This is a genomic window from Streptomyces sp. NPDC044063 (assembly GCF_056434285.1).
The window spans coordinates 1-23,174 of the sequence record NZ_JBWKFM010000030.1 but is presented as its reverse complement, the minus strand read 5'-3'; the positions used below and the strand labels follow the sequence as shown (position 1 = coordinate 23,174).

Annotated in this window: 22 protein-coding genes; 3 read left to right on the top strand and 19 right to left on the bottom strand. The window is 73.6% G+C overall.

What is annotated here, in order from left to right:
• Positions 1 to 52: 52 nt before the first annotated feature.
• The 10 genes from AC07BS_RS28660 to glnA form a co-directional block, all read right to left on the bottom strand.
• Entirely contained in the window at positions 53 to 2,032 is a 1,980-nt protein-coding gene (locus tag AC07BS_RS28660) for a hypothetical protein (RefSeq protein WP_478641181.1), read from the bottom strand.
• 97 nt (positions 2,033 to 2,129) lie between these two features.
• The gene (locus tag AC07BS_RS28655) at positions 2,130 to 2,939 is read right to left on the bottom strand and encodes a tyrosine-protein phosphatase (RefSeq protein WP_478641179.1); all 810 of its coding nucleotides are present in this window, start codon (positions 2,937 to 2,939) and stop codon (positions 2,130 to 2,132) included.
• A 138-nt stretch (positions 2,940 to 3,077) separates the two neighbouring features.
• Positions 3,078 to 3,725, bottom strand: a complete 648-nt coding sequence (locus AC07BS_RS28650) for a response regulator transcription factor (protein ID WP_478934927.1) — start codon at positions 3,723 to 3,725, stop codon at positions 3,078 to 3,080.
• A complete protein-coding gene (locus AC07BS_RS28645) occupies positions 3,716 to 4,174 on the bottom strand; it encodes a cupin domain-containing protein (RefSeq protein ID WP_478641177.1) in 459 nt (152 codons plus the stop codon). The genes AC07BS_RS28650 and AC07BS_RS28645 overlap by 10 nt, the downstream gene beginning before the upstream one ends.
• A 33-nt stretch (positions 4,175 to 4,207) precedes the next feature.
• Positions 4,208 to 5,467, bottom strand: coding sequence for a sensor histidine kinase (locus tag AC07BS_RS28640; protein WP_478934926.1), 1,260 nt, complete (start codon positions 5,465 to 5,467; stop codon positions 4,208 to 4,210).
• A 137-nt stretch (positions 5,468 to 5,604) separates the two neighbouring features.
• The gene (locus tag AC07BS_RS28635; RefSeq protein ID WP_478641173.1) at positions 5,605 to 6,150 is read right to left on the bottom strand and encodes a winged helix-turn-helix domain-containing protein; all 546 of its coding nucleotides are present in this window, start codon (positions 6,148 to 6,150) and stop codon (positions 5,605 to 5,607) included.
• Between the two features lie 96 nt (positions 6,151 to 6,246).
• Positions 6,247 to 6,375, bottom strand: a complete 129-nt coding sequence (locus AC07BS_RS28630; RefSeq protein WP_478641172.1) for a hypothetical protein — start codon at positions 6,373 to 6,375, stop codon at positions 6,247 to 6,249.
• Between the two features lie 97 nt (positions 6,376 to 6,472).
• Positions 6,473 to 7,456 (bottom strand): sphingomyelin phosphodiesterase, encoded by a 984-nt coding sequence (gene sph / locus AC07BS_RS28625; RefSeq protein ID WP_478934925.1) that lies wholly within the window; start codon positions 7,454 to 7,456, stop codon positions 6,473 to 6,475.
• 216 nt (positions 7,457 to 7,672) lie between these two features.
• Complete coding sequence (locus AC07BS_RS28620) at positions 7,673 to 9,895, bottom strand: NADP-dependent isocitrate dehydrogenase (RefSeq protein ID WP_478641169.1); 2,223 nt, start codon at positions 9,893 to 9,895, stop codon at positions 7,673 to 7,675.
• A 195-nt stretch (positions 9,896 to 10,090) separates the two neighbouring features.
• On the bottom strand, positions 10,091 to 11,500 hold the full coding sequence (gene glnA, locus AC07BS_RS28615; RefSeq protein WP_478641168.1) for a type I glutamate--ammonia ligase: 1,410 nt from the start codon (positions 11,498 to 11,500) through the stop codon (positions 10,091 to 10,093).
• 199 nt (positions 11,501 to 11,699) lie between these two features.
• On the opposite strand from glnA, the gene AC07BS_RS28610 reads away from it, so the two are divergent.
• Positions 11,700 to 12,167, top strand: coding sequence for an RDD family protein (locus AC07BS_RS28610; protein WP_478641166.1), 468 nt, complete (start codon positions 11,700 to 11,702; stop codon positions 12,165 to 12,167).
• Positions 12,168 to 12,273: 106 nt separating this feature from the next.
• Here AC07BS_RS28610 and AC07BS_RS28605 read toward each other — a convergent pair whose 3' ends face one another.
• From AC07BS_RS28605 to lipB, 4 genes are all read right to left on the bottom strand, one after another.
• A complete protein-coding gene (locus AC07BS_RS28605) occupies positions 12,274 to 12,957 on the bottom strand; it encodes a DUF4191 domain-containing protein (RefSeq protein WP_478641164.1) in 684 nt (227 codons plus the stop codon).
• A gap of 10 nt (positions 12,958 to 12,967) precedes the next feature.
• Positions 12,968 to 13,228, bottom strand: coding sequence for an SCO2195 family GlnR-regulated protein (locus tag AC07BS_RS28600; RefSeq protein ID WP_478641162.1), 261 nt, complete (start codon positions 13,226 to 13,228; stop codon positions 12,968 to 12,970).
• 229 nt (positions 13,229 to 13,457) lie between these two features.
• Positions 13,458 to 14,423 carry a lipoyl synthase gene (gene lipA / locus AC07BS_RS28595; RefSeq protein WP_478641161.1) on the bottom strand — a complete coding sequence of 322 codons (966 nt, stop codon included), beginning with the start codon at positions 14,421 to 14,423 and terminating at the stop codon, positions 13,458 to 13,460.
• Positions 14,424 to 14,535: 112 nt separating this feature from the next.
• Positions 14,536 to 15,342, bottom strand: coding sequence for a lipoyl(octanoyl) transferase LipB (gene lipB / locus AC07BS_RS28590; protein WP_478641159.1), 807 nt, complete (start codon positions 15,340 to 15,342; stop codon positions 14,536 to 14,538).
• Between the two features lie 246 nt (positions 15,343 to 15,588).
• On the opposite strand from lipB, the gene AC07BS_RS28585 reads away from it, so the two are divergent.
• Entirely contained in the window at positions 15,589 to 17,100 is a 1,512-nt protein-coding gene (locus AC07BS_RS28585; protein ID WP_478641157.1) for a regulator, read from the top strand.
• Between the two features lie 37 nt (positions 17,101 to 17,137).
• On the opposite strand, the gene AC07BS_RS28580 is transcribed toward AC07BS_RS28585, so the two are convergent.
• From AC07BS_RS28580 to AC07BS_RS28570, 3 genes are all read right to left on the bottom strand, one after another.
• Complete coding sequence (locus AC07BS_RS28580; protein WP_478934924.1) at positions 17,138 to 18,445, bottom strand: NAD(P)/FAD-dependent oxidoreductase; 1,308 nt, start codon at positions 18,443 to 18,445, stop codon at positions 17,138 to 17,140.
• 176 nt (positions 18,446 to 18,621) lie between these two features.
• On the bottom strand, positions 18,622 to 19,518 hold the full coding sequence (locus AC07BS_RS28575) for a TIGR01777 family oxidoreductase (RefSeq protein ID WP_478641155.1): 897 nt from the start codon (positions 19,516 to 19,518) through the stop codon (positions 18,622 to 18,624).
• A 21-nt stretch (positions 19,519 to 19,539) separates the two neighbouring features.
• Entirely contained in the window at positions 19,540 to 20,058 is a 519-nt protein-coding gene (locus AC07BS_RS28570; RefSeq protein ID WP_478642065.1) for a DUF4240 domain-containing protein, read from the bottom strand.
• 178 nt (positions 20,059 to 20,236) lie between these two features.
• On the opposite strand from AC07BS_RS28570, the gene AC07BS_RS28565 reads away from it, so the two are divergent.
• Complete coding sequence (locus AC07BS_RS28565) at positions 20,237 to 21,145, top strand: SDR family oxidoreductase (RefSeq protein WP_478641153.1); 909 nt, start codon at positions 20,237 to 20,239, stop codon at positions 21,143 to 21,145.
• Between the two features lie 28 nt (positions 21,146 to 21,173).
• On the opposite strand, the gene AC07BS_RS28560 is transcribed toward AC07BS_RS28565, so the two are convergent.
• Positions 21,174 to 22,157 (bottom strand): helix-turn-helix transcriptional regulator, encoded by a 984-nt coding sequence (locus AC07BS_RS28560; protein WP_478641152.1) that lies wholly within the window; start codon positions 22,155 to 22,157, stop codon positions 21,174 to 21,176.
• A gap of 250 nt (positions 22,158 to 22,407) precedes the next feature.
• The gene (locus AC07BS_RS28555; RefSeq protein WP_478641150.1) at positions 22,408 to 23,031 is read right to left on the bottom strand and encodes a GntR family transcriptional regulator; all 624 of its coding nucleotides are present in this window, start codon (positions 23,029 to 23,031) and stop codon (positions 22,408 to 22,410) included.
• Positions 23,032 to 23,174 lie beyond the last annotated feature (143 nt).

Sequence of the window (23,174 nt, the reverse complement as noted above, 5' to 3'; positions counted from 1 at the left end):
CCCCTCGGACCAGGGCCGTTCGGGCCGTGCCACGGGGTCCGGCCGGGCCCCGTCAGCCCAGGGCGTTGATCGTCCGGCCGTCCTTCAGACGGGCCGTCAGCTCGGTCCGCGCCCCCTGCCGGGCCGGCGCCGCCAGCAGCGGCCCCGGCGCCGTGGCGCGCACCTCGCCGGTCGCCGTGACGGAGGCGACGTCGCCGCCGCCGGCCGCCAGCGCGTACCAGCCGCCGGCGCGCGACCTCCACAGCACGCCCGCCAGGACGTCCGGCTCCCGGGCGCCGCAGGCGGAGGAGTCCTCGGCGCGGGCGACGACCGCGCCCGGGGCGCCCGGCCGGCCGCCCGGCACCTGGAACTGGGCCAGCACCCGGCTGCCCGCGCCCCGCCAGGTCTCGGCGCGGGTGCAGAACCATTCCGCGGTCCCGGCGGCCCCGGGCAGCGCCTGCGTCGCGAACCGCCAGGAGTTCACCGACCGCACGCCCTGGCCGCGGAGCGTGGTGAGCCGGCAGGCGGTGTGCGCCCAGCCGGCCCGGTCCGCGGCGGAGGCCACGTCGCGCGGGGCGCCGGGCGCGCCCGCGGTGAGCCGGGCCGGGACCAGCTCGCCGAGGTCGGTGACGAGGTGGGCGCCGAGCTGGAGGGCGGGCCAGCGGCGGCAGTCGGCGGCCGCGGCGGGGCTGGGGAGGGGGTCGGTGACGCCGTCGCCGTCGCGGCGCAGCGGTCGGGACGCGGCGGCCGGGTCGGCCAGGTCGCGCACGGCGGAGGCGGTGATCCAGGGGGCGGTGAGGTAGCGGACGTTGCCGTCGGTGCGGCCGAGGACCAGGGCGGTGGAGCCCGCGGCGTCGGCGGCGTCGGTGCGCGCGAAGTCCAGCGCGGCGGAACCGGTGCCGCCGTCCCGGGCCTCGGCGTAGCGCACGGCGCGCAGCCCGTCGTGGAAGAGCACCACCACGGCCGCGTCGACCGCGCCCGCGTAGAGCAGCTGCGGCGGCCCGGCCGCCGGCCCGGAGGCGGTGCCGGGCGTGGCCGTGACCTGCACGGAGCGGCCGGGGCGCGCCCAGACCGCGAGCGCCCGGCGCAGCAGAGCGGTGTCCCCGGTGCGGTCGCCGCGGGCGGGCCAGGCGCCGAAGCCGGGGTGATCGGCGTGCTTCCAGGCGTCGGGCGCCGCCCGGGTCAGCCGGGCGGGGTCGAGGGCCTGCTCGGCGGCGGGGTTGCGGGCGTACGGGGGCGCGGCGGCGCCGCCGGGACCCCAGCCGTCGCCCGGCAGGCCCAGGAGCGTGCCGCAGACGACGGCGGCGGCCAGCGCGGCGAGCACCGCCCGGGTGTGCTGGCGGCGCCGCATCAGGTCCGTGGGCCTGGCCTGGAGTGAGCAGGGGTCGAACTCGGGCGACTCCAGCAGCGAGGTGTCGCGGCTCCCGGCCGGGGCGCGCAGCCGGGCCGCCTCGGCGAGGGCCCGGTCGGGCTCCTCGACCCCGGCGGCGGCCAGCAGCAGCCGGACGTCGTGGTCGGCGGGCAGCTCCAGCTCGCGCAGCACGTACGCGGCCCGGGCCGGGGCGGAGAGCGCGGCGAGGGCCTGGTCGAGGGCGAGCTCGTCGGCGCCGCCGGAGCGGGGGAACAGCCGCAGCCCCCAGACCTGGGGCAGCAGGGGTGGCAGCTGGGCGGGGCGGGGGAGCCGGCGGCGGCCGCGCGGGCGGCCGGCGTCCAGGGCCGCGCGCAGGACGCGCTGCCGTACGTAGGCGTAGCCGGGGTCGGCGGGGGAGCCCTCGGCCTCGCGGGGGGCCGGCAGGACCGGCTCCGGGGTGGCGGAGCGGTTGCGGGGCAGCGCCCGCTGGACCAGGGCGTGCGCGGTCAGGACGCGGCGGTTTCGGCCCAGCGCCGGCGGCAGGACGAGGTAGGCGAGCCGTACCAGGCGCGGGTAGTGCTCGATGAGGGCGGCCTCGGCCTGCTCGATGTCGACGGGGGCCGGGGCGAAGGGCCGGGGGGCCGTAGCTTGCTGCTCCACGTCCGTAGAACGAGTGAATGATGCGATGGTCACTTCACCCATGCGGGCGGGGGTCGTGGGGGCGGTGGGGCCAGGGGTGCGACGGCCGGGGGTGTGACGGCCGGGGGTGTGACGGCCGGGGGAGTGACGGCCGGGAGGGTCACGCGACGCAGCGGGCCCGGATGCGGTCCACGGCCGCGTCGGGGATGCCGAGGCCCTCGCGCACGTAGGCCGTCACACCGCCGTACGCCCGGTGCATCTCCTCCAGCGCGGCGGCCAGGTAGGCGGGGCGCACGCCCAGGATCGCCTCGGCGATGGCGGGGTCGCCGCCGGCGTCGGTGAAGCGGTCGGCGACCGGGGCGAAGGCCGCCCGGACGGCCGGGCGCACGGCGAGGTATTCGCGCTCCACGGCCCCGGCGTCCGCCCCCAGCAGCATCAGGATCACGCCGGCGGCCCAGCCGGTGCGGTCCTTGCCGGCGGTGCAGTGGAAGAGCAGCGGGCCGCAGTCGGGCTCGGCGAGGGTGGCGAGCAGGCGGCCGTAGGCCTGGCAGGCGGGCTCGGAGGTGACGAACGCCCGGTAGGTGTCGCACATCAGCTTCTCCGCCTTGCCGCCCCCCAGGTGCTCCTCGGCGGCGGCGGGGCCGCCCAGGACCGCGTCCAGTCGTACGGGCACCTCCTCGCCGGCGGCGCGGGCGCCCTGGCCGTCCGCCCGGCCGGCCAGCACATCGGCGACGATCAGCCGGGCGCCGGCGGGCAGCCGGTCGGGGTGCTCGCGCCGCTCGTGGTCGGTGCGCAGGTCGACGACGGTGTGGATGCCCAGCGCCGCGACGGCGGGGTCGGCCGCCGGGTCCAGCCGGTCGAGCCGCCCGGAGCGCAGCAGCAGACCGGGGCGGACGGCGGAGTTGCCCGCGAGCGCTATGCCGCCGAGGTCGCGCAGATTGGTGATCGTCGAGGCGTCGAACTGCGGCATGGGCGCGTCTCCCTTGTCCTCTTTACCCGCTTATGGCACTCCTGTCCTTTTATTGTGGGGAACGGCGGGCCGCTCCGCGACACCGGTCGGTCGTGGCCCGGGAATCCCCCGGCCCCAGCCCTCGCCCCAGCCCTCGCCTCAGCCCTTGTCCAGGTAGGCCAGCACCGCCAGCACCCGGCGGTTGTCGTCGTCGGACGGCGGGAGCCCCAGCTTCCCGAAGATGTTGGAGGTGTGCTTCGCCACCGCACGTTCGGTCACCGACAACCGGGCCGCGATCGCCGCGTTCGACCGGCCCTGCGCCACCAGCTCCATCACCTCCACCTCACGGGGCGTCAGCCGGGCCATCGGCCGGTCCCGCGAACGCCGCGACAGCAGCTGGGAGATGACCTGCGGGTCCATCGCCGTGCCGCCCGCCGCCACCCGCCGCACGGCGTCCACGAACTGGTCCGCGTCGAAGACCCGGTCCTTGAGCAGATAGCCCACCCCGCCGCTGCCGTCCGCCAGCAACTCCCGCGCGTACAGCTGCTCCACGTGCTGCGACAGCACCAGCACCGGCAGCCCCGGCGTCTCCTTACGGGCCGCCAGCGCGCACTGCAAGCCCTCGTCGGTGAACGACGGCGGCAGCCGTACGTCCACCACCGCCACGTCCGGCCGCAGCTCGGACAGCGTCCGGGAGAGCTCCGGGCCGCTCTCCACGGCCGCCGCTATCTCGATGTCGTACGCCTCCAGCAGCCGCACCAGCCCGTCGCGCAGCAGGAACAGGTCCTCGGCGATCACTACGCGCACGGGCCCTCGTCCTCCACCTGGGTGTAGTCGGCGTCGTCGAAGCCGGGGGCGACCACACAGGTCACCAACACCGGCTCGGTGCCCGCCGGTTCGGCCGTCTGCCACACACCGCCGGGGACCAGCCGCTGCGGCAGCTCGCCACGCCCGACGCCCGGCCCCAGCAGGACCGCGGTCGCGCCGGCCTCGTCGGGGGCCGCGCCGTCGCCCCCCAGCCGCAGCCGCAGCGGCCCGCCGCCGTGCCACAGCCACAGCTCGTCGGAACGCACCCGGTGCCAGCGGGAGCGCTCGCCGGGATGCAGCAGGTAGTAGATGCCGGTGGCGTACGCGCGCGGCCCCGGATACCCCTCGGGGAGCGCCTCGGCGGAGGTCCGCCACGTCTCGCGGAACCAGCCCCCCTCGATGTGCGGACGCAGGCCGAGGAGCGCGACGTACTCGGAGTGGTCGGTCATGCGCCTACCCTCTCACCCACCCCGCCGGGTGCCTCAAGAGGTGAGCGCGCAAGGGATCTCCAGTGTCACCGTCGTCGGGCCGCCCGGCGGGCTGCTGACGGCCAGCACCCCGTCGAACGGCGCCAGCCGGCGCTCCACCCCGCGCAGCCCGCTCCCCGCCGCCGGGTCCGCGCCGCCCCGCCCGTCGTCCGCGACCACCGCCCGCAGCACGCCGTGGGTGTGCCGGAGGTCCAGCCGCACCCGGTCGGCCCCCGCGTGCTTGGCCGCGTTGGTGAGGAGCTCGCTGATCGCGAAGTAGGCGGCCGACTCCACCGGCTCCGGCGCCCGGCCCGGCAGCGCGACGTCCGTCTCGACGGGCAGCGGCATGCGCAGCGCCAGGGCCCGCACCGCGTCCCCGAGCCCGCGCTCGGCCAGCACCGGCGGATGGATGCCCCGTACGAGGTCGCGCAGCTCGGTGAGCGCCTCGGCGGAGGTGGCGCGGGCCGCGGCCACCAGCTCCCGGGCCCGGGCCGGGTCCTTCTCGATCAGCGCCTCGATCGTGCCCAGGCTCATCCCCACGGCCACCAGCCGGGCCTGCGCCCCGTCGTGGAGGTCCCGCTCGATGCGGCGCAGCTCGGCCGCCGAGCTGTCCACGGCCTCGTGCCGGGTCTCGGTGAGCCGGTCGACGCGCAGCGCCAGCTCCCGCCGCCGGGTGGGCCCCAGCAGCGCCCCGGCGAGCAGGAAGTGGGCCCGCAGCAGCGGCTGGTTCAGGAACAGGGCGAGCACCCCGTAGCCGACGCCGACGACCGCCGCGAGGTTCGCCGTGGCCTGCCCGGTGACGGGGACGAACGTGAACCACATCGTCCCCTCGGCCCGTACGAGCGGTTCCCACACGCCCAGCGCCACCACCGGCCCCCAGACCACGTAGAGCAGGAGTACCGCGGGCAGGAGGGCGATCAACGTGCCGGCCGTCATGTTCACCAGCAGCCACCCCAGATCGCGCCAGGTGGCCTGGTCCTTCAGCGGCGCCGTGCACCGCTCCACCCGGCCGGCGAGGCCCGGGCGGGCCGGGGGCAGCGGGCGGTACGGCTCGGCGATCCGCAGCCCGGCCCAGTCGTGGGCCAGGGCGCGGTGCCGGCCGGCGTAGGCCCGGACGGCGCCCAGCACGACCGGCGTGGTGAAGAAGCCGACGCCCAGCACCATCAGCACGAGCGACAGCAGGCTGAAACAGAACAGCAGGGCCGACCCCACCAGTCCGGAGACCGTGAGCCACAGCCCTCTCGCCCCCGCCAGCAGTGCCTCGCGGATCCTCATCGCACCTCTCCCCGGTGGTGTCCGGGGGACGGCCCGATCCCCGCCCCCCGGACACCATTCTGCGGGTCCGGCGCGGGGAGGTCAGGGGGCCCGGCCCCCGGCGGAGGGTGTACCCGGCACCACCACCGGCCGGCGGGTCACGCCGGCGGAGCGTACTTGTAGCCGACCCGGCGGACGGTGACGATCGAGGAGCGGTGCTCGGCGCCCATCTTGCGGCGCAGCCGGGCGACGTGGACGTCGACGGTCCGGCCGTCGCCCACGTGCCCGTAGCCCCACACCGTGGTCACCAGCTGGTCGCGGGTGTGCACCCGGTGCGGGTGGGCGACGAGGTGGGCCAGCAGCTCGAACTCGAGGTAGGTGAGGTCCAGCACCCGGCCGTCGACGCTCGCGGTGCGCTGCTCGGGGTCGATGCGCACCAGCGCGTCGCCCTCGCCGGCGGACGGGGCCGCGGCCTCGGGGGCGTGCCGCTCGGCGGGCACCAGGACCAGGTAGCCGATCATCGGCGGCTGGCCGGGCAGGGTGGGCAGGGTGTGCTGCGGGGCGGGCATCCAGGTGGCGCCCGGGTGCAGCAGTTCGGCGACCGGCGGCACCTCGTCCGGGGACACGGCCCGCAGTCGGTGGCGGTGGGCGGCGGGGGACGGGGCAGCCTGCGCGGGGGCGGGCAGGGTGCGGAGGTTCGTCATGACTCAGCTCTTTCGCGCGAGGACGTCGAGAGGACGTGCAGGGCGCGCGGGCCGCTTGGCCGGGACTGGTGCCGGCGGCTGACTTCGACGTGAGGGTCAGCGGAAGGAGAGGGCCTGCGCGATCGCCGCGCGACAACACACTCGGTCGAAGTCGTGGTGCTGCCGAGAAGGCCAGAAGGGCTCGAGGTCGCTGCGACCCGTCGCGGTGTTCTGATAGCTGGCCATGCCCCCTATTGAAGCATGGCCCGCGCCGGGGCAGCAGACCCGTTGAGCAGTGCATACGAAACCTTGGCGAAAGATCGACTACGGGCGCGCCCGCCGGTCAGCCGGTCCCGGCGACCACCGGGTAGTGGTCGCTGAGATCGGTGTACGTGTACCGCTTGCCCCAGCTGGAGACGGTCCAGGGGGCGGAGGACTCCTGGAGCACCTGGTTCCGCCAGCCCGCCGGGCGGGCGTGGCCCTTGCGGTGGAGGACGTAGTCGAGGTCCTCGCGGGGGTCGGTGGGGTAGCGGTAGGCCGCTACCGAGTTCTCCTTGGTGTCGAAGGAGTACGGGTGCCCGGTGCGGGCGTCGGCCGGGGCGAGGTCGCCGTCGGCGAGCATCGAGGCGTACTCGGGGCTGTGGGAGTCCACGTTCAGATCACCGGCGAGCAGCACCTGCTCGTCCGCCGGGATGTTCTTGGCGTCGAGGAACGCGTCGATCTGCCGGAACTGCTTCGCGCGGTCGGCCGCCGCCTCCCCGGCCGCGCAGCCGCCGTCGGTCGACTGGGCGTGGGTGCCCACCACGTGCACCCGGGTGCCGCCGACGTCCAGCACGACGTACGCGAAGCCCTTGTTGGACCACCGGTCCGCGCCACAGGCGTCGTTGAAGATCACCTGCTCCTTGCGGAGGACCGGCCACCTGCTGAGCACGGTCACACCGCCGTCCTCCGGGGTGGAGGAGGACCAGGCGCCGCTCGTCGCGTCCCAGCCGTCCTTGCTCCGGCCGACGACCGGCGTCTGGTACGGGTACCGGTCCGCCGCCCGGGCCTTCAGCGCGTCCGAGGCGGCGTTGTCGAACGCCTCCTGCAGGACCACGACGTCGTTGCCCTGGAAGAAGCCGGCCTCGGTGATCGCCCGGGCCCGGTGCTCCTGGCCCCAGTTCGGGTAGAGGTTCGTGCTCATGAGGAAGGTGTTGTAGGTCAGCACCTTCAGCCGCGGGGTGCTCTCGGCCGGCGCGGCCGAGGCCGTCCCCGGCAGGGCGGCCACGAGCGTGGCGGCGGTGGCGGCGGTGAGGGCGGCGGCGCGGACTCCGGTCGTGAACGGCACGGGCGTCTCCCGGGGTTGGGGTCGAGTGGACGGGCCTGGAGCGTGTCCCGGCACATCCCATCAGGCGCCGTTACGCCGGGATGACGATCAGTTGGATCACGTGCGACCGGGCGGCCAATTCACTTTTCCGCCGGGGTCGTGCGGCGCGTACGACGAAGGCCGGGGCCCCGTGACGGGGCCCCGGCCTGGCGGGGTCGCTGTGCGCGGCGGCCGGCGTCAGCCGAGCAGCGCGAGCGCCTCGTTCAGCGTCTTCGACGGGCGCATCACGGCCGAGGCCTTGGCCGCGTCGGGCTGGTAGTAGCCGCCGATCTCCACCGGCGAGCCCTGGACGGCGATCAGCTCGTCGACGATCACCGACTCCTTCTCGGTCAGCGTCGCGGCCAGCGGCGCGAAGGCCGCGGCGAGCTCGGCGTCGTCCGTCTGCTTCGCCAGCTCCTGGGCCCAGTACATGGCGAGGTAGAAGTGGCTGCCGCGGTTGTCGATGCCACCGAGACGACGGCTGGGCGACTTGTCCTCGTTGAGGAAGGTGCCCGTGGCGCGGTCGAGGGTGTCGGCCAGGACCTTGGCGCGGGCGTTGCCCGTGGTGGTCGCCAGGTGCTCGAAGGAGACGGCCAGGGCCAGGAACTCACCGAGGGAGTCCCAGCGCAGGTAGTTCTCCTTGACCAGCTGCTGGACGTGCTTGGGGGCCGAGCCGCCGGCGCCGGTCTCGAACAGGCCGCCGCCGTTCATCAGCGGGACGACCGACAGCATCTTCGCGCTGGTGCCGAGCTCCAGGATCGGGAAGAGGTCGGTCAGGTAGTCGCGCAGCACGTTGCCGGTGACCGAGATGGTGTCCTCGCCGCGGCGGATGCGCTCCAGGGAGAACGTGGTGGCCTCGACCGGGGACAGGATCTTGATGGTCAGACCCTCGGTGTCGTGCTCCGCCAGGTACGCCGTGACCTTCTCGATCAGGCGCGCGTCGTGGGCGCGGTCCTCGTCGAGCCAGAAGACGGCCGGGTCGCCGGTGGCGCGGGCGCGGGTGACGGCGAGCTTGACCCAGTCGCGGATCGGCAGGTCCTTGGTCTGGCACATGCGGAAGATGTCGCCCGCGCCCACGACCTGCTCCAGCACGACCTCGCCCTTGGCGTCGAGGACCCGCACGGTGCCGGTGACCGGGATCTCGAAGGTCTTGTCGTGGCTGCCGTACTCCTCGGCCTTCTGCGCCATCAGACCGACGTTGGGCACGGAGCCCATGGTGGCCGGGTCGAAGGCGCCGTGGGCGCGGCAGTCCTCGATGACGGCCTGGTAGACGCCCGCGTAGCTGCTGTCGGGCAGCACGGCGAGGGTGTCGGCCTCCTGGCCGTCCGGGCCCCACATGTGGCCGGAGGTGCGGATCATGGCCGGCATGGAGGCGTCGACGATGACGTCGCTGGGGACGTGGAGGTTGGTGATGCCGCGGTCGGAGTCGACCATGGCCAGCGCCGGGCCCTCGGCGAGCTCGGCGTCGAAGGACGCCTTGATCTCCTCGCCCATGTGGGGCAGGGTCTCCAGGCCCTTGAGGATGCCGCCGAGGCCGTCGTTCGGGGACAGGCCGGCCGCGATCAGGACCTCGCCGTACTTCGCGAACGTCTTCGGGAAGAAGGCGCGGACCACGTGGCCGAAGATGATCGGGTCGGAGACCTTCATCATCGTGGCCTTCAGGTGCACGGAGAACAGCACGTCCTCGGCCTTGGCCCGGGCCACCTGCGCGGTCAGGAACTCGCGCAGCGCCGCGACGCGCATGACGGAGGCGTCGACGACCTCGCCCGCCAGGACGGGGACCGACTCGCGCAGAACGGTGGTGGAGCCGTCGTCGCCCGACAGCTCGATGCGCAGCGTGCCGTCCTCGGCGACGACCGCGGACTTCTCGGTGGAGCGGAAGTCGTCGACGCCCATGGTGGCGACGTTCGTCTTCGACTCGGCGCTCCAGGCGCCCATGCGGTGAGGGTGGGCCTTGGCGTAGTTCTTGACCGACGCGGGGGCGCGGCGGTCGGAGTTGCCCTCGCGCAGCACCGGGTTCACGGCGCTGCCCTTGACCTTGTCGTAACGGGCGCGGATGTCGCGCTCCTCGTCGGTCTTCGGGTCGTCCGGGTAGTCCGGCAGCGCGTAGCCCTGCTGCTGGAGCTCGGCGATCGCGGCCTTCAGCTGCGGGATCGAGGCCGAGATGTTCGGCAGCTTGATGATGTTCGCACCCGGCGTCTTGGCCAGCTCGCCCAGCTCGGCCAGCGCGTCGTCGATGCGCTGGGCCTCCTCGAGGTACTCCGGGAAACCGGCGATGATGCGGCCCGCCAGGGAGATGTCCCGCGTCTCCACGGTGACGCCGGCCGTCGAGGCGTAGGCCTGGACGACGGGCAGGAACGAGTGCGTGGCCAGGGCCGGGGCCTCGTCAGTGTGCGTATAGATGATGGTCGAGTCAGTCACCGGGTGCTCCGCTCCACGTCTCCACGTCTGCAACATTGCTCGACATCAAGATATCCCGTGACCGCCCCCCGCTCGACCGGGGCGGGGCGTGAGATACGAGACCCCGCGGAACCCACGCGGCAGAGCCCCGCCCCGCCGCCCGGGGGCGGTGGGACGGGGCTCGTGAGGTCGCTCGGGCCTGGATGCCGCTCGGGCCTAGATGTCGAAGTACATCTCGAACTCGTGCGGGTGCGGGCGCAGCTGGATCGGGGCGATCTCGTTGGTCCGCTTGTAGTCGATCCAGGTCTCGATCAGGTCGGAGGTGAAGACACCGCCGGCCTGGAGGTACTCGTTGTCCTGCTCCAGGGCGTCGAGGACGGCCGGGAGGGAGGTCGGGACCTGGGGGACGTTCGCGTGCTCGTCGGGGGAGAGCTCGTAGAGGTCCTTGTCGATCGGCTCGGCCGGCTCGATCTTGTTCTTGACGCCGTCCAGACCGGCCAGCAGCAGGGCCGAGAAGGCCAGGTACGGGTTGGAGGAGGGGTCCGGGGCGCGGAACTCGACGCGCTTGGCCTTGGGGTTGGCACCCGTGATCGGGATGCGCATGGCGGCCGAGCGGTTGCGCTGGGAGTAGACCATGTTGACCGGGGCCTCGAAGCCGGGGACCAGGCGGTGGTAGGAGTTCACCGTCGGGTTGGTGAAGGCCAGCAGCGACGGGGCGTGCTTGAGGATGCCGCCGATGTAGTAGCGGGCGGTGTCCGAGAGGCCGGCGTAGCCCTGCTCGTCGTAGAAGAGCGGCTCGCCGTTGCTCCACAGCGACTGGTGGACGTGCATGCCCGAGCCGTTGTCGCCGAAGATCGGCTTCGGCATGAAGGTGGCGGTCTTGCCGTTGCGCCACGCGACGTTCTTCACGATGTACTTGAAGAGCATCAGGTCGTCGGCCGCGGCGAGCAGCGTGTTGAACTTGTAGTTGATCTCCGCCTGGCCGGCGGTGCCGACCTCGTGGTGCTGGCGCTCGACCTGGAGGCCGGCCTTGTCCAGCTCCAGGGAGATCTCGGCGCGCAGGTCGGCGAAGTGGTCGACCGGCGGGGCCGGGAAGTAGCCGCCCTTGTAGCGGACCTTGTAACCGCGGTTGTTCTCCACCGCACCGGTGTTCCAGGCGCCCGCCTCGGAGTCGATGTGGTAGAAGGACTGGTTCGCGCTGGTCTCGAAGCGGACGCTGTCGAACACGTAGAACTCGGCCTCGGGGCCGAAGAACGCGGTGTCCGCGATGCCGGTGGACGCGAGGTAGGCCTCGGCCTTCTTGGCGATGTTGCGCGGGTCGCGGCTGTACTGCTCGCCCGTGATCGGGTCGTGGATGAAGAAGTTGATGTTCAGCGTCTTGTCACGCCGGAACGGGTCCATACGGGCGGTGCTCAGGTCCGCGCGCAGCGCCATGTCGGACTCGTGGATGGCCTGGAAGCCGCGGATGGACGAGCCGTCGAAGGCCAGCTCCTCGTCCGGGTCGAAGGCCGCGGCCGGGATCGTGAAGTGCTGCATCACGCCGGGCAGGTCGCAGAACCGGACGTCGACGAACTTGACGTCCTCGTCCTTGATGTACTTCTTGGCCTCGTCGGCGTTCTGGAACATCCAACTCCTCCTAGCCCGGCCGCACGCGGTCGGGGATTGCTTCGGTCGCGCGGTCCGGTATCCGGCGGCGCGCTGAGGCCGACCCTAGAGAGACGGGATTTCTCAAGCATGACCCATTTGTTTCGCCGACGTTAACCGGCGCGCGGGAGAGGTGTACCCGGGCAGCGGGGAACGCAGTGGGGCACAGTACCTTTGATGGGTGGACAACAGGCAAGCAATCGGATCATGGCTCTCGGGTCCCCGCGCCGCCGCCGAGGACATGGGTATCGAATTCGGCCACCGGGGCGAACGCCTGGGGCTCCCGGCGGAAGGGCCCGGCTCGCTCGCCCGCCCCGGCCGGCGCATCGCCGCCCTCCTTCTCGACTGGGCGCTGTGCGAGCTCATTGCATACGGCTTCCTGGGCGGCGGTGACCTCCAGCGGGTCGGCAACGCGGCCGTGGCGATCTTCTTCGTGCTCAGCGTGCTGACCGTCGGCACGGTCGGCTGCACCCCGGGCAAGCGCCTGCTGGGGCTGCGCGTCGTGGCCGAGGACGGCGCCCGGCTCTCCCTGCCGCGGACGCTGCTGCGCAGCGCGCTGCTCGTGCTCGTCCTTCCCGCCGTCGTCTGGGACCGCGACACCCGCGGACTTCATGATCGATTCTCCCGCGCCGTCCAGGTGCGGATCTGATATCGATCCGATACCCGACCGGAATAAAGGCCCGAGGAAAAGCGCGAAAAGGGGCGGGGCGAAACCATCGGTTTCGCCCCGCCCCTTTTTCTTGGGTTCGTCGTGGTCAGCGGCCCTTCGGCATCCGCATGCCCTTCGGCATGGGCCCCTTCGGGATCGGCATGTTGCTCATCAGGTCACCCAGCGCGCGCAGCCGGTCGTTCACGGCCGTCACCTGCGCGCCCGGCAGGACGCGGGGCAGCTTCAGCAGCGTGGTGTGCAGCTTCTTCAGCGACACCTGGCCCTCGCCGTCGCCGACGACGATGTCGTGCACCGGGACGTCCGCGACGATCCGCGCCATGCGCTTCTTCTCGGCCGCCAGCAGGGCCTTCACCCGGTTGGGGTTGCCCTCGCCGACCAGCACGATGCCCGCCTTGCCGACGGCACGGTGGACGACGTCCTGGTTGCGGTTCATCGCGACCGCCGGCGTCGTCGTCCAGCCACCGCGCCGGATGTTCTCCAGCACCGCGGCCGCGGCACCCGGCTGGCCCTCCATCTGCCCGAAGGCGGCCTGCTCGGCGCGTCGCCCGAAGACGATCGCCATCGCCAGGAAGGCCAGCAGGAAGCCCAGAATGCCCAGGTAGATCGGGTGGTCGATCAAAAAGCCGATGGCAAGGAGTACACCGAAGGTGACAATGCCCACAGCCGCGACGACGAGACCGACCTTGGGATCGGCCTTCTTGGTCATCTTGTAGGTCAGGGCGATCTGCTTCAGTCGCCCGGGGTTCTCGGATGTTTCCTTCCTCGCCATACGGCGAAGTTTACGTGGCTCGCGGACCGGGGGCCGCCATGGCCTCCAGCACATGCTGCGCCTCGCGCCGGTCCTTGGCCCGGCGGCGGTCCTCCAGCACCGCCGTCCAGGCGTTCCGCCGGGCGGTGCGCTGGCCGCCGCGCAGCAGCAGCCCCTCCAGCGCGCGCAGGGCCCCGGTGACGGACGGGGGCCGTACGGACAGGGTGGACGGCAGAGCGGTGGAGGCGCGGGTGGCGGTCGACAGGACTGCGGTTCCGGGCGCGGCCTGCATGTCGGTGTTCCCCTCGGGAGCGGCAACGGGTCGGGGCGTGGAGGGTGGGCGTGCGCGTGGGCCGAACGGTGGGGTCGCACTGCTGTGCGTAGACCTATCGTCACCGAATGGTGTTACCAATGGATGACCTGTTGGTCAAACACCTATGAAACGTTGACGCGGCCCGTACCTTCTCCGGCTGTCACCGGGGGTACGGGCCGCGCGTTCACGGACGGGTGGGGCCTGGCCTTCAGACCGCCTGGGTGGAAGCGGCCGCCTGACGCTTCTCGATCGCCTGCTGGTGGAGGCGACCCGCGCGGTACGACGATCGCACCAGCGGGCCGGACATGACGCCGGCGAAGCCGATCTCCTCGGCCTCCTCCTTCAGCTCCACGAACTCCTGCGGCTTCACCCAGCGCTCCACCGGGTGGTGGCGCACCGACGGGCGAAGGTACTGGGTGATGGTGATCAGGTCGCAGCCCGCGTCGTGGAGGTCCTGCAGGGCCTCGCTGATCTCCTCGCGGGTCTCGCCCATGCCGAGGATCAGGTTGGACTTCGTCACCAGGCCGAACGCACGGGCGCGGGTGATCACGTCGAGCGAGCGCTCGTAGCGGAAGCCCGGGCGGATCCGCTTGAAGATGCGCGGGACCGTCTCGACGTTGTGGGCGAAGACCTCGGGGCGGGACTCGAAGACCTCCTGGAGGAGCTCCGGCACCGCGTTGAAGTCGGGGGCCAGCAGCTCGACCTTGGTGTGGCCGCCCTCGCGGCCCGCGGTCTGCTGGTGGATCTGGCGCACGGTCTCGGCGTACAGCCAGGCGCCGCCGTCCGCCAGGTCGTCGCGGGCGACGCCGGTGATGGTGGCGTAGTTCAGGTCCATCGCCACGACGGACTCGCCCACGCGGCGGGGCTCGTCACGGTCGAGGGCCTGCGGCTTGCCGGTGTCGATCTGGCAGAAGTCGCAGCGCCGGGTGCACTGGTCGCCGCCGATGAGGAACGTGGCCTCGCGGTCCTCCCAGCACTCGTAGATGTTGGGGCAGCCCGCCTCCTGGCACACCGTGTGCAGGCCCTCGCGCTTCACCAGGCCATGGAGTTCCTTGTACTCGGGGCCCATCTTCGCGCGGGTCTTGATCCACTCGGGCTTCCGCTCGATGGGGGTCTGGGCGTTCCGGACCTCCAAGCGCAGCATCTTGCGTCCGTCGGGTGCGACAGCGGACACGTCCGGCTCCCTATGACTTCGATTCCTCGGCGGACACCAGGGTACGCCCGTTATTTCCTGTGCTCTTACGTCTGCGCCCTCGGTAACCGCGGGATGGCGGGGCGCATTCCCCTCAGCCGGCCGCGGCCGGCGCGGTCTCCACCTCGCGCGGCTTCGGCGTCTCGGCCGCCAGGACCTCCCGCAGGTGCTTCTCCACCAGCGGGATCACCTCGGCCACCGTCACCCGGCGGCCCAGCTCGTTCGAGAGCGAGGTCACACCGGCGTCCCGGATGCCGCACGGGACGATCCGGTCGAACCAGGTGTTGTCCGGGTCACAGTTGAACGAGAAGCCGTGCATCGTGACGCCCTTGGCGATGCGGATGCCGATCGCGGCCAGCTTGCGGTCCTCGCGCCGCTGGCCGGCGTTGGACGGGGCGTACTCCGGGCCGTTGAGCCGGGCGTCGAACTCGTCGTCGGTCAGCCGGGGGTCGAAGTCCAGGCTGAGGCCGGGGATCGCCGGGCGCTGCTCGACGGGGTCGCCCAGCACCCACACCCCACTGCGGCCCTCCACCCGGGTGGCCTCCAGGCCCAGCTCGGCGCAGGTGCGGATGAGGGCCTCCTCCAGGCGGCGGACGTGCGCGATGACGTCCACCGGGCGGGGGAGCTTGAGGATGGGGTAGCCGACGAGCTGGCCCGGGCCGTGCCAGGTGATCTTGCCGCCGCGGTCCACGTCGACGACCGGGGTGCCGTCCAGGGGGCGCTCGCTGTCCTCCGTGCGCCGGCCGGCCGTGTAGACCGGCGGGTGCTCCAGCAGGAGGCAGGTGTCGGGGATCTCGTCCGCGAACCGCGCCGCGTGCACCCTCCGCTGCTCCTGCCACGCCTGCTCGTAGTCGACGGCGTCCGCTCCGAAGCCCAGGTGGACAAAGCGCAGCTCGGTCACGGCAGCTTCCCTCTTTCCGGATTCTTTCGACCCTTCGGCCTGCCACTGTACGGCGGCGCGCCCGGGAACCCTCCGGGCGGCCCCGGGGTGATCACGGAGGGTGCCGTCAGGGTGACGCTCCCGGAGTTACTTGACCTGTCCTCACACGATCGGATGAATGCGGGGCGAAGGTGGCGTTCGGGGCGTTGGGGGCCGCTAAGTTCACGCCGTTCCAGGAACAAAAGAATCAGGGAGACCGGCAGGCTGATGACGGAACGACCCCCACAGCGCATCCCCAACCGTCAGCTCGCGGCGCTCATCGCCGAAGCCGGCTTTTCCAATGCGGGCCTGGCCCGCCGCGTCGATCAGCTGGGGCTCGAACACGGCCTCGACCTGCGCTACGACAAGACCTCCGTCACGCGATGGCTGCGCGGGCAGCAGCCGCGCGGCACCACCCCCGCGCTGATCGCCGAGGTGTTCACCCGGCGGCTCGGGCGGCGGCTGTCCGCCCAGGACCTCGGGCTGGACGCGTGCGCCCCCGTCTACGCGGGGCTCGAATTCGCCGCCTCGCCGGAGGAGGCCATTGACATCGTCAGCGGGCTGTGGCGGAAGGACTCCGGCAGCCACACCGAGCTGCGCAAGATCGCGTTCACCCCGGCCGGGCTGGTGGTGCCGAGCCGGGACTGGCTGATCGGGCGTGCGGACGAACGGGTGGCGCGCGGTGCGCCCCCCGCGCCCTCAGGCGAAGGCGCGCGCGTGCCGCAGCAGGCGCGGGCCGGGCAGGGAGCGCCGCCCGGGCTCGCGGCGCCGGGCGCGGCCGGGATGGGCCCCTCGGCGCTCTCCCTGCCCCGCCAGCGGCTCGCCGAGCGGGCACCCGGCGCCCGGGTCACCATGGGCGACATCGCGGCCCTGCGGTCCGTCGGGGAGCTCTTCAGGACCATCGACAACGCCTACGGCGGCGGGCACGCGCGCCAGGCGCTGGTGCGCTACCTGGAGCACGAGACCGAGCCGATGCTGCGCGGCGTCTACGGCGAGACGACCGGACGGCGGCTCTTCGCCGCAGCCGCCGACCTCACCCGGCTCGCCGGCTGGACGTCCTACGACATCGCCGCCCACGGGCTCGCCCAGCGGTACTACGTGCAGGCGCTGCGGCTCGCGCAGGCCGCCGGGGACCGGGCCTACGGGAGCTATGTGCTGGTCACCATGAGCCGGCAGGCCGTCTACCTCGGGCACGGGCGGGAGGCCGTACAGCTGGCCCGGGTCGCCCAGCAGGGCATCGGGTCCGGGGCGCCGCCTGTCGTGCAGTCGCTGCTGCACGCCGTGGAGGCGCGGGGCCACGCCGTCCTCGGCGAGGTACGGGCCTGCTCGGCGTCGCTGGCCCGGGCCGAACGCGCCCTGGAGACCGCGCGGGCCGGGGACGACGTGCCGTACTGGGCGCGGTTCTTCGACGAGTCGCAGCTCGCCGACGAGTTCGGGCACTGCCACCGCGACCTCCAGCAGTACCGGGCCGCCGCGCAGCACGCGGAACGCTCGCTGCAACTGCGGGCGCCCGCGTACGCGCGCAGCCGCCTCTTCTGCAAGGTCGTGCTGGCCTCGGCCCGCCTGGGCCTCGGCGAGCTGGAACAGGCCTGCGCCCTGGGCGTGGAGGCCGCCCAGGCGGCGGCGGAGATGCGGTCGGTACGGGCCCTGGAGTACGTACGCGACTTCGAACGCCGACTGGACCCGTACCGCGACGCGGCACCGGTGAGGGCGTACCGCGAGAAGGTGGCGGCGCTGTGACCCGGGGGGCGGGCACCGGAGTGCCCGCCCCCGCCCGCTACGCCGCCCGCAGCGTCGGGGTCCCCTGGGGGTGTACGCCCAGGTCGCGGAGGACCGCCTGGGCCGCTCGGCGGCCCGAGAAGAGGGCTCCCTGGACCGTGCTGGTGTCACGGTGGTCGCCGCACACGTACAGGCCCGACAGCAGGCGTACCGGGCGGCGTACGTCGTGCGGTGCCGGCATCGCCGGGACCGCGTCCGGGTCGTGGTGGGCCTCCAGCAGGCGCCAGGTCGCGGTCGAGGCGCCGTAGACGCGGGCCAGCTGGGCCCGGGCCGCGCGGTCGAGTTCCGCGCTGGGCAGGCCGGCCGCGGTGCCCAGGACCGTGGAGGTGATCAGCGCGGCACCGGCCGGGGCCCGGTCGGGGTCCACCTCGCTGGCCACCGTGGTGTGGGCCACCGGGCCGCGGCGGGCCCCGGTGAGGATCAGCGAGGCGTCGCGCAGCGGTGGCTCGTCCGCCGCGTGGTGGAGGATCGTCACCGGGTGGAAGCCGGGCAGCCTGAGGCCCGGGATCAGCTCGGCCGCCGAGCGGGCGCCCGTGGCGACGACGACCGAGCGGCAGGTGATCTCGCCGTGCTCGGCGGTGTCCACCGCCGTGGTGCCCACGGTCTTGGCCCGCACCCCGGTGCGGACCGTGCCCGGCGGCAGCCGGTCCGTCAGCAGCCCGGGCAGCACGCCCGCGCCGCCGGCCGGCAGGCAGAGGCGGCCGCGGGCGTAGCCGCGCAGCACCAGGTCGGCGCAGCGGCTGGACGTGGTGAGGTCCGGGTCCGACAGCAGGGACGCCAGCAGGGGGCGCAGGAAGCCCTCCACCGTGCGGCCAGGGAGGCCGCGCGAGGTGAGGGTGGCCGACGTGGGCCGGTCCGGGCGGGCCAGCATCCGGTCGATGGGCAGGGCGGCGAGGCGGGCCAGCGCCGCGCCCAGCCGCGCCTGGTCGAGCCCGGCGCTGCGCGAGGCGCGGGCGGCCGCGAAGGCCCGCGCGGTGGTGAAGGCGCGCTTGGCGCCACGCAGTTCGCCGGTGCGGGTGTTGCGGCCGTCGGTGTGGACGAGCACGCCGGGGGTGAAGGGGCGCAGTTTGAGCGCTTCCAGGCCGGGGGTGCGCATCAGTTCGGGGAACGAGGTGTTGAGCAGCTGGCCCGTGCGGTCCAGGAGGAATCCGTCGACGCTGTCGGTGGTCATGCGGCCGCCCGGCTCGTCCCGGGCCTCGAGGACGGTCACGGACACGCCGGAACCGATCAGGTGCTGGGCCGCCGAGAGGCCGGCCAGGCTTGCTCCCACGATGACGACATCAGCGGTGCGTGCGCTGCTGAGCACGTGCCCTCCCGGGGTCGGTCCGCTCGCTCGGGGGCCTGATGCCCTCAACCGGCGGCGGCGATGCGCGAGTTCGCCTCGACCGTAGAGAGAAATCCGGTCAATAACAGTCGCGCACGGGCCGGGCACGGGCGCACGGCGGTGGCACACACCCGCGTCCTGGGGGACGGGGGAGGGCGTCAGCCTTCCGCCAGCGCCGCGCGTACGGCGCTCTCGACGTCCGGGTGGGCGAAGGAGAAGCCGGACTCCAGCAGCCGGTGCGGCACCACACGCTGGCTGGCCAGCACCTCCGTGGCCATCTCGCCCAGCGCCAGCCTGAGCGCCGGAGCGGGCGCGGGGAAGGGCGTCGGACGCCTCAGCACGCGCCCCGTCGCCTCGATCGCCTCGCGGTTGGTCACCGGATGTGGCGCGGTGAGGTTGAAGGGACCCGAGAGGCCGGGGGAGGACAGCAGGTGCAGCAGGGCCGCGACATGGTCGGTGAGGGAGATGAAGCTCCAGTACTGCCGGCCGCTGCCCAGCCGGCCCGCCAGCCCCAGCCGGGCCAGCGGCAGCAACCGGGCCCAGGCTCCGCCACGCCCGGACACCACCAGTCCCGTGCGCAGCAGGACCGTACGGACGCCCGCCTCCGTCGCGGCGCCCGTCGCCTCCTCCCAGTCCCGGCAGACCCCGGCCAGGAAGCCCCGGCCCGGCGGCGTCCGCTCGTCGGTGACCCGGTCGCCGGTGTCCCCGTAGACGCCGATGGCGCTGCCGCTGAGCAGCACCCGGGGCGGGGTGTCGAGCGAGGCCACGGCCTCGGCGATCGCGCCGGTGCCGTGCACCCTGCTGTCGCGGATCTCCTTCTTGTACGCGGCCGTCCAGCGGTGGTCGCCGATCCCGGCCCCGGCCAGGTGGACGACCGCCTCGCACCCGGCGAGCCCCGCGGTGTCCACCCACTGGCGTACGGGGTCCCACCGGACCTCGCCGGCGTCGCGGGGCGGGCGGCGCACCAGGCGCACCACCTGGTGGCCGGCGCGGACGAGGGCGGGCACGAGGGCGCCGCCGATGAGGCCCGTCGAGCCGGTGACCGCTACGCGCATGATGTCCCGTCAGGAGGAGGATCAGGAGGAGAAACGGTTCCAGAGGCGGGGGAAGCGCTCGGCGAGCACCGCCTCGTCCTCCAGGTCGAAGGGGGTGCCCAGGGGTTCGGCCGGCTGCGGGGGCAGGCCGAGGTCGGGGGTCTCGGCACCGGTCAGCGCCTCGTACGCCTCGTCGGCGGCGTAGCCCAGGTCCTCGCCGTCGCCGTCGACCTCCTCGTCGAAGTCCTCCAGGAGCTCGGCGAGCTGGTCGGGGTCGTGCACCGCCCCCTCGAAGACGTCCCGGCCCTGCCCGATGAGCCAGCAGCGGAAGTAGTCGAAGGCGTCGTCGCTGGCGCCGTCCAGCAGGACGGCCGCCGCGCCCCACAGGTCCCAGAGGTAGGCGCGGTTGTAGCGCGCCTCGAAATGCCGGGCGAAGTCCAGCACGGCGTCCGGGTCGAGCCGCGTCAGCTTCTCGACCAGCAGGTCGGCCTGGTCCTCGGCGTCGCCCTCGGCGGTCTGACGTGCGCTGTCGATCAGCTCCCAGAACTCCGTCTCGTCCATCATCACGGGAACAGCATCGGGCCTGCCGCGGGGCCGCGCACCCGGAGGGGGCCGGATGCGGCCGTGTTGTTACCGGAGGCGCCTGATGCGTGATGGCCGGAAAAACACGACAGAAGGTGTCGTGATTCGGTGGCAAGGTCGTCCCCGTCGGTCGGACGGAACGGAAGGACGGATCGGGATGGGTGTGCTGGACGGGAAGGTCGCCCTGGTCGCGGGTGCCACGCGGGGCGCGGGCCGGGCCATGGCCGTGGAGCTGGGACGGGCCGGCGCGGTGGTCTACGCGACCGGGCGGACCACGCGCGAACGGCGCAGCGAGGTCGGCCGGACCGAGACGATCGAGGAGACCGCGGAGCTGGTGACCGCCGCCGGCGGCACCGGCGTCGCGGTGCCCACCGACCACCTGGACCCGGAGCAGGTCCGCGCGCTCGTGGAGCGGATCGACCGGGACCACGGCCGGCTCGACGTGCTGGTCAACGACGTGTGGGGCGGGGAGGGACTGATCGAGTTCCGGAAGAAGGTCTGGGAGGTGGACCTGGCCAAGGGGCTGAGGATGCTGCGGCTGTCGGTCGACACCCACGCCATCACCAGTCACTTCGCCCTCCCGCTGCTCGTCCGGCGGCCCGGGGGACTGGTCGTCGAGGTCACGGACGGCACGGAGGAGTTCAACCGGACCTACCGCGAGAACCTCTTCTACGACCTGGCGAAGTTCGGCCCGATCCGGATGACCTTCGGGCTGTCCGAGGAGCTGGCGGAGTACGGCGGGACGGCCGTCTGCGTCTCGCCCGGGTTCCTGCGCTCCGAGCAGATGCTCGACCACTTCGGCGTGACCGAGGAGAACTGGCGGGACGCGATCGCGGCGGTGCCCGACTTCGCGATCGCCGAGTCGCCCGCCTTCGTGGGGCGGGCCGTCGCCGCGCTCGCCGCCGACCCCGACCGGGCGCGCTGGAACGGCCGCTCGGTCTCCAGCGGCGAGCTCGCCAAGGACTACGGCTTCACCGACACCGACGGCTCCCGCCCGGACGCCTTCGGTTACTTCCAGGACGTCGTGTACGGCGGCAAGGACGCGCGGGTGGAGGACTACCGGTAGCGAAGGGGCCCACCGGTGGCGAAGGGGCTCACCGGTAGAGCGCCGCGCCCCGGGCCGCCGCCTCCGCGAACCGCGCGCGGAGCTCCGGCGGCTCCAGGACCTCGGCCTCCGGTCCCAGGGCCAGCAGCTGCTCGTACGCCACGTCCGGCGACTCCACGGCCAGGGAGACCGTGACGCGGCCGGTCGGGTCCGGGGCGCCGGCGGCCTCCAGGGCCTCCCGGGCCGCCACGCGGTCGGTGACGTACGGCAGCCGGCGGGCGCCGTCCGGGGTGAGGCGCAGCTCCACCCGGTCGCGGAGGATCGAACGGGCGAACGCGGCGGAGCGCTCCGCCCAGAACTCCGGCAGGTCGAAGGCGTCGGGGCGGTGGAAGCGGGCCTCGCCCACGGTGACCGCCGTGAAGCGGTCCACCCGGTAGACCCTGACATCGTCGCCCGCGCGGGCCGCCAGGTACCAGACGCCCGCCTTGAGGACGAGACCGTACGGCTCCAGCTCCCGCTCGACCTCGCGGGGCGCCTCGCCGGGGCCGCCGCGGCGGGTGTAGCGGGCCGTCATCCTGCGGTCGTCCCAGACGGCGTCGGCGACGGCGGGCAGGAGCTCGGGCGGGTCGTGGGGCTGCCACCAGCCGGGGGCGTCCAGGTGGAAGCGCTGGGCCGCGTTCGCGGGGGCGTCGCCGAGCTCCGGCAGCAGGGCGGCGGAGACCTTCAGCCGGGCGGCGGAGGCGGCGTCGGCCAGGCCCATGGCGCGCAGCGCGGTCGGCACGCCGGAGAGGAAGAGCGCCTCGGCCTCGGTGCGGCCGAGTCCCGTCAGACGGGTGCGGTAGCCGCCGACCAGGCGGTAGCCGCCGGTGCGGCCGCGGTCGGCGTAGACGGGCACGCCCGCCTCGGACAGCGCGAGGACGTCCCGGGCGACGGTGCGCTCGGAGACCTCCAGGTGGTCCGCCAGCTCGGCCCCGGTCATCGAGGAGCGGGATTGGAGCAGGAGCACCAGTTTGATCAGACGGGCCGCGCGCATGACTCCCATCATGCCGGGAGGCCATGGCCCGTCGGGGCACGACGACAGGAGCCCGTGCGCAGCCAGGGCACGGATGACGCATGGGGTCCTGTCGCCACCCCTGAACCGCTCCGCGACGTTAAGGACAGGGCGCGCGGCGCGGCTCCGGCGGAGACGATACGCCTTTGATCGATGATCGATCAACCGCTGTGGCGAGATTTCCCCCGGGCGGGGATTTCCGGCCATGGCAGGCCGCCACCGGCGGCCTGCGTCAGATGCGCGGCGCGCAGCTCAGCACATGCCGCTTGAGGAGCTCGCCGATGGCGGGGTCGCGCCGCCGGAAGGCCCGGACGATCTCCGCGTGGTCCTCGGCGTGGGCGCGCGGCTCCGGGCTCAGCCAGCGGATCGACAGCGTCGTCCACACCTCGATGCCCAGCGACTCCCAGGTGTGCAGCAGCACGGAGTTCCCGGAGGCCCGCACGATCTCGCGGTGGAAGGCCACCGTGTGGCGCGCCTGCGCCTCGCTGTCACCGGCGCGGTCGGCCTCCTCCAGGGCCGCCACCTCCCGCTCCAGCGCCGAGACGTCCTCGGCCAGGACCTCGGCGGCCAGCTCGGCGGCGACCTGCTCCAGGCCGGCCCGGACCGGGTAGCTCTCCTTGAGGTCGGCGGCGGTCAGATCGCGGACCCGGACGCCCTTGTTGGGGACGGACTCGATCAGCCGCAGCGACTCCAGCTCGCGCAGCGCCTCGCGGACCGGGGTCTGGCTCACCAGCAGCTCGGCGGCGATCCGCCGCTCCACGATCCGCTCGCCCGGCTGCCAGCGCCCGCTGACGATCCCCTCGAGGATGTGCTCGCGGATCTGCTCTCGCAGCGAATGGACGACGGGCGGGGTCATCGTTCTCCTCGGGGGATGGTGCCGGACACGTCATTATCCCGGGAACACACGGGCGCGGGGGGGGGGGGGGGGGGGGGGGGGGGGGGGGGGGGGGGGGGGGGGGGGGGGGGGGGGGGGGGGGGGGGGGGGGGGGGGGGGGGGGG